The 5940-nt window shown below is 68.4% G+C and carries 6 protein-coding genes; 3 read left to right on the top strand and 3 right to left on the bottom strand.

Translation table 11 applies throughout. The features are described 5' to 3' along the window. Together Q0R63_RS15840 and Q0R63_RS15835 are read right to left on the bottom strand one after the other, a co-directional pair. A partial coding sequence (locus tag Q0R63_RS15840) for a DUF4082 domain-containing protein (protein ID WP_295699282.1) occupies positions 1–849 on the bottom strand: 849 nt, incomplete at its 3' end. A gap of 129 nt (positions 850–978) precedes the next feature. Beyond that, the gene (locus Q0R63_RS15835) at positions 979–1692 is read right to left on the bottom strand and encodes a hypothetical protein (RefSeq protein WP_295699277.1); all 714 of its coding nucleotides are present in this window, start codon (positions 1690–1692) and stop codon (positions 979–981) included. Positions 1693–1866: 174 nt separating this feature from the next. Between Q0R63_RS15835 and Q0R63_RS15830 the strand changes: the two genes are divergently transcribed. The 3 genes from Q0R63_RS15830 to Q0R63_RS15820 all read left to right on the top strand — a co-directional run bounded on the left by Q0R63_RS15830 (position 1867) and on the right by Q0R63_RS15820 (position 5291). Continuing rightward, positions 1867–2730 carry a hypothetical protein gene (locus Q0R63_RS15830; protein WP_295699274.1) on the top strand — a complete coding sequence of 288 codons (864 nt, stop codon included), beginning with the start codon at positions 1867–1869 and terminating at the stop codon, positions 2728–2730. Beyond that, a complete protein-coding gene (locus Q0R63_RS15825) occupies positions 2711–4081 on the top strand; it encodes an O-antigen ligase family protein (protein ID WP_295699272.1) in 1371 nt (456 codons plus the stop codon). The genes Q0R63_RS15830 and Q0R63_RS15825 overlap by 20 nt, the downstream gene beginning before the upstream one ends. A gap of 82 nt (positions 4082–4163) precedes the next feature. Further along, on the top strand, positions 4164–5291 hold the full coding sequence (locus Q0R63_RS15820; protein WP_295699269.1) for a hypothetical protein: 1128 nt from the start codon (positions 4164–4166) through the stop codon (positions 5289–5291). Positions 5292–5331: 40 nt separating this feature from the next. On the opposite strand, the gene Q0R63_RS15815 is transcribed toward Q0R63_RS15820, so the two are convergent. Continuing rightward, positions 5332–5940: UDP binding domain-containing protein (locus tag Q0R63_RS15815; RefSeq protein ID WP_295699266.1), on the bottom strand; the 609-nt coding region annotated here is incomplete at its 5' end.

The raw sequence follows: 5940 nt of genomic DNA, 5'->3' as shown, positions 1-5940 counted from the left end.
GGACCGCACGTCCCCGGGCACGTTCTTCAACGTCACACCCGCAGGCACCCCGGTCGTGGACGCGTCCGGGTAACCACACCCACTCGGCCGCACCGCACACCCCGTCCGCGGCGACGAGGGAGCGGTCGTGATGGGAGGGGGAGTCGTGGGCGGCGAGGTCGTGGGGCGGGTCGTGGTGCTGGGGCTCGGCGGACGAGTCGCCGGGCCGGTGGTGGTGCCGGTCGGCGTCGGGCCGGTCGGCACGGGCGCGTAGGCCTTCGTCGAGTAGCGGACGTCGACGAAGTAGTTGGAGCTCTGCCACGTGCTGCTCGGCACACCGGTTCCGTAGGTGTAGACCCCCTGCAGGGCGGTCAGTGCGCCGTGGACGGCGGTCTTCTGGGGCGACAGGGTCGAGGTGTCATCGGAGTAGCGTCCGGCTGGGGCCGTGTATGCGGCCACGTAGGTGGAGCCGGCGGTCACCGCGACCGGCTGGCTCAGGGTGGCCTCCTGCCACCCTTGGCTGGACTCCGCTGCGAACGTCACCTGGGAGAGCAGGCCTCCGGCGGAGGAGTAGAGATATCCGGTATGCACCCCGGTGTTCTGCGCGGCCTTGTAGAACCGGATGGCCTGGATCCAGCCAGCCTTCGCCACCCCGAACCGGAGACCGAGCGTGGTCCGCTGGGTGTCGCTGTCGGCGGCGACCTTGGGGACCGCGCCGGACGACCAGATCGAGTAGCCACCACCGATCGCCTCGCCCGGCGAGGCCGTGGCGATCACCGTGAGGCCGACGAGACCCGCCAGCAGGGCGAGAACGGTGGGGAGGACGATCCGCAGGGGATGCCGGAAAGAGATCGTGCGGACGGGGGCCATGAGAGGTTCGGTCTCCTCAAGCAGGTGCCCACCCACGACGGGGCGGTTGGTCGAAGCCGAAGCATCCCTTCACCCTGCTACTGCGGCAGCCCGGAAGGTATCACCGAGCGATTGACTAGTCCATTCGCACTAGTCAATGACGCGGTTGGCGGCCTCGAGTGGGGGATTTATCGGATTTATCCAATTCTGCGCGCGAGAGCGCGATTTGGCAAGAGACCGTCGAAGCATCAGCTGATCCAGATAGAGCACCAGGCCGATCGAGAGCGCGGACCCGACCACGGCGGTGACCACGAGGGCGCGGACCCGGCTTCCGACGGCCTCGGCCACGATGGGGACGGCCGGCGAGGCGTGCGGGACGATCAGCTCGGTCTTCACCACGTGGGCGTCCTGCTGGTGCTGGCGCAGCAGGCGCTCGATCGAGGCGACCGCGGCGACCGCCCGGGCCCTGACCTCCTCGGGGTCGGAGCCGGAGGCCTGGACGTCGAGCCGGGGCTCGTTGAAGTTCGTCGCCCACTGCCCGCCGGCGTTAGGAAGCCTCACCAGGACCCCGTCCAGGATGCCGGCGTCGACGATCGACACATCGTCACTGGACAGCCGCGGGCCAGGGTTGGAGTCGTTGTACTCCGTGGCGATCAGGCCGGCCGTCGCGATGACGGAGTCGGTGGTCGTGAGGAGGGAGTTGGAGTTCTGCGGTCCAGGAGCCACGAAACGGACGTCGGTCTCGGACCAGTAGACGATGTGCGCGGAGGAGAGGTGGACGGCGCTGAGTCCCGTGACCAGGAGCAGGCCGAGGAGCACGGCCCACCGCCGGGCCAGGATCTGGACGAGGTCGACGATGGTCAACTCGAGCTCCTCCTCCACGGGTCCCGTCTGTGCGGCGAGATCTCTCGCCGCAGGCGTTGCGCAGAGTTTGTGACGTCGGCGATTCCGAAGTCGGCCCCCGCCCACTGTTGACAAAGTATAGTTTCGGTAGAGGCCTTCAGTGGTCTCTTCCGGGGGAATGGAAGGTTTGGGGTCATGCTGCTGTCGCACCTGGTGGGCGTGTTGAGACGACGGTGGCTGGCAGCCCTGGTCGGTCTGCTCGCGACGATCGGCGTCTGCGCCGTGACACCGAAGTTCGTTCCCACCGAATACAGCATCAGCGCCACCATGCTGCTGCTGCCGCCGGTGAACACCGCCGTGCCCGGCGCCAACCCCTATCTGGCCCTCGGCGGTCTCACCGGCCCGACCGAGGTCCTCGCGAGGGCCATGACCGATCCGGCCATGGACACCCGACTTCGCACGAGCGGTGCCACCGGGACATGGGAGATCGTCCGCGACTACCAGACCAGTGCGCCCATCCTCGCCGTGACGGTGACGGACACGTCGGTCGCCCGTGCGCGAAACACCAGCGAGCTGATCCTGACCCAGGTGCCCGCCGCGCTGAAGGAGCTCCAGTCCTCGATCCAGGTCCAGGCCGACGCGATGATCACCTCGACGGTCGTCAACCGCAACTCGGATCCCCAGACCGTGCGAAAGCCGTTGTACCGCGCGCTGATCGTCGTGCTCCTCATCGGGCTGCTGCTCACCGTCGCGTTGGCCTCGGTCATCGACGTCATGGCGCAGCGTCGGCGCCGCGCCCGCGCAGCCGCCCGCGCAGCCGACAGCGTGGACGTGCCGATCACCCCGGTGCCCAGCCGCGCCCGATTGGGCACGACGGTGCCATCCCCCTCGACGACCTACCCTCGTGCCCCCTCCGCCGAGCCGGCGTCCTTGGCGTCCCCGACATCACCGAAGTCACCGCCGGCGTCGACCACCGCGTCGCCACCGCCGAAGGAGTCGTCACAGCCGGCGTCCCGTGCGGACCTTGCCCGGAGCGGCCGTGGCACTGCAGGCGGCTGAGCGGCTCCCGATCCGGTCGCTGCGTCCCTTCGAGTCCGTGGACGGGGTCACCGTCCTCAGCCTTCATGTGGTTCTGCTGTTCGCGATCCCGGCCCGCCTCACCTTCAGCCCGCTCGGTGGGGCGGGGTCACCGGCCGTTCTCGTCGGTCTCGTATCGGCCGTCTTCTGGATCTGTTACCGCTTCTCCGTCTCGCGCACCACGGTCTTCATCGCCCAGCCCATCCGTCGCACCTCGTTCCTCTTTCTCGCCGCACTTCTGGCGAGCTTCGTCGCGGCGTGCGTGCGGCCGATCAATTCCGCAGAGCTGCAGAACTCCCAGCTCACCCTGCTGACCGCGTTCGGCTGGGTCGGCATCCTCGTGATGGCCTGCGACGGAATCCCCGACCTCTTCCGGTTCGACGTCTATCTGCGCCGGCTGGCGCTGGCCGCAGGCTTCTTCGCCGCGCTGGGGCTCGTGCAGTACTTCTCCGGCCAGCAGCTGACCAACTACCTCTCCATCCCCGGGTTGTCGGCCAACCAGGACCTCGGAGGTCTGGCGACCCGCGACGGCTTCAACCGGCCCGCCTCGACCGCCATCCACCCGATCGAGTTCGGGGTGGCCATCACCGCGCTGCTGCCGATCTGCCTGCACGTCGCGATGACCCACCGGCACCTCGGGACGCTGCGTCGGTGGTTCCCCGTCCTGATGATCTGCATCGCCGTCCCGATCTCGATCTCACGGTCGGCGATCATCGGGGCCGTCGTCGCGCTCGTGTGCCTCATCCCCACGTGGCCCGCCCGGGCGCGGAGGATGGCAGCGGTCGCGCTCGTCGCGCTTTCGACCATGGTCTTCGTGTTCCTTCCCGGCATCATCGGGACACTGACCGCGCTGTTCGCCGGGACGAGCAGCGACCCGAGTGCGCTCTCGCGCACGGACTCCTACTCGCTCGCGGGGCAGTTCATCGCCCAGGCCCCGGTGTTCGGGCGAGGTATCGGCACCTTCCTGCCCAAGTACCGCATCCTCGACAACCAGTACCTCCTGCTCGTGATCGACGCCGGGCTGGTCGGGTGCGCTGCCTTGTTGACGGTGTTCATCACCTCGCTGGTGTGCATGCGGCTCGTGCGCCGCCGCAGCACCGACGAAGGAGTGCGTGGCGCAGCCCAGGCCCTGTGCGCTGCGATCGCCTCTGCGTCCGTCGGCTACGCCGTCTTCGACGGGTTCGCCTTCCCGACCTTCGCCAGCATCAGCTTCCTGCTCGTGGGTCTCGCGGGGGCTCTCTGGCGACTGACCGCCGGCCCGAAGCAGCGCTGGCTCACGGCGACTTCGGCCTCGACGTCGAGTGGCGGGGCCCGCGGGACCGACGCACACTAGGGGCACGATGGGAGGGTGTCGCCGCGTGAGCGGAAAAGCGATATAACGGCACATACCCCACTCCAACCCGGAGGAGCCCGATGTGTACCAGGTGATCCGTATGCCGTTTCGACAACCGCGCCGTCAGCGCGCAGCGCGGAGTCTCCTGGTCACCCTCCTCACGGTGGCGGTGGCGGGGGCCCTCACGATCGCTGGAGGTGCTGCCCAGGCGACGCCGGACGGCAACGCGACAGACGCGGCCTCGCGCGCGGCCGCACTGGCTCCGCGCCGTCTGCCGTTGTCGTGGACCCCGGGCCCGGCCGTCCGAAACGGGTCGCAGTGCCGGACCTCGGCGGTCTGGAGCAACCTGGCCGCCTGTGGGTGGCCAGGGCCGTCCAACACCGGATATCCGGCCGGGCAGACGTTCGTCAGGACGGTGACCGGCGGTTACGTCGCCGGGGTGGACAACGAGGTCATCGACGGGTGGAGGGTGAGCGGCGGTATCCAGGTGCGGGCGAAGAATGTGGTGATCCGCAACTCCTGGGTGTCGAGCAGCTTTGGTGGGGCGAGCGGCAGCGGGGTGGTGAACATCAACCCGGGCGCGTCGGCGATCGTGTCGCGGAACCTGCTGGACGGGTTGAACGCGACGCATGCGTGTGTCTGGGACGAGGGGTCGTCCATGACGGTGACGGGGAACAACTGTCAGCACGTGAACGACGGGATCTTCATGTGGGCCACGACGGTGGGTGTCGATGGGAACGGGGACAACTTCACGATCGCGGACAACTGGTTGCACGGGTTCACGACGCATGCGGCGAACGGTCACATCGACGGGATCCAGACCGAGGGGACGAAGAACGGGGTGATCCGGCACAACACGATCGACGTGTCGCAGGATCAGGACTCGACGGTGGCGTTGTGGGACTCGCGCAAGAGCACGGCTAACGTGCAGGTGGTGGGGAACCTGTTGGCGGGTGGGGGTTTCGCGGTGTATGCCGAGGACTACTCGCCGTCGGAGTCGAATCCGGCGGGTGGGTACTCGGTGACGAACGTGTCGTTCTCGAACAACGTGTTCTCGACCGTGCACTTCGGCTGTGTGGGGATCTACGGGGTGTGGTTCACCCGGGGTGCTCCGACGGATGGGTGGCGCCGGTCGGGGAACACCGTGCTGGAAACCGGAGAGGCCATCGATGCGGGCAACCCGCATACCGGGGGCCAGCTCTGCACCTGACCGCCGTCCACCTGACTGGCAGGCCCCTGAAAGTCGTCGGCTAGCGCCAGGTGCCGCGGGTGTCGTAGACGACCTTGCCGGCGAGGCGGCTCTTCTTCACGGCCCGGAACTGGTCGTGGTCGACGAGCAGGACGATGATGTCGGCCTTCTCGATCGCCTCGTCCGCCCCGGTGAGGTGGAGGTTGTCGATGCCGGCCAGCCGGTGCGGCAGCCGGTCGACGAACGGCTCGCTGACCAGGATGTCGGTGTCCGGCAGGCCGGCACAGATCTGCGCGACGATGTCGACCGCGGGGCTCTCGCGCAGGTCGTCGACGTTGGCCTTGAAGGCCAGGCCGAGGCACGCGACCGTGGGCTGCTTGAAGCGCGCGGCCTTGGCGACGACCTGCTGCGCGACGTGGCGGGGCTTCGCGTCGTTGACCTGGCGAGCGGTGCGGATCAGGGGGGTGAGCTCGGGTGCGGCTCCGACGATGAACCACGGGTCGACGGCGATGCAGTGACCGCCGACCCCGGGGCCCGGCGTGAGGATGTTGACCCGGGGATGGCGGTTGGCCATCTCGATGACCTCCCACACGTCGAGCTTCAGCGACTCGCAGACGAGTGAGAGCTCGTTGGCGAAGGCGATGTTGACGTCACGGTAGGCGTTCTCGAC

This window comes from Lapillicoccus sp., from assembly GCF_025353065.1.
In the GTDB taxonomy this organism is placed as follows: domain Bacteria; phylum Actinomycetota; class Actinomycetes; order Actinomycetales; family Dermatophilaceae; genus Lapillicoccus.
Note: the sequence above shows the minus strand (reverse complement) of the source record. Positions and strands in the feature narration are given on the sequence as shown.

Bases quoted from the DNA above. Each gene is read 5' to 3' on its own strand.
- Q0R63_RS15830 (WP_295699274.1), top strand. From the start codon at position 1,867: ATGCTGCTGTCGCACCTGGTGGGCGTGTTGAGACGACGGTGGCTGGCA.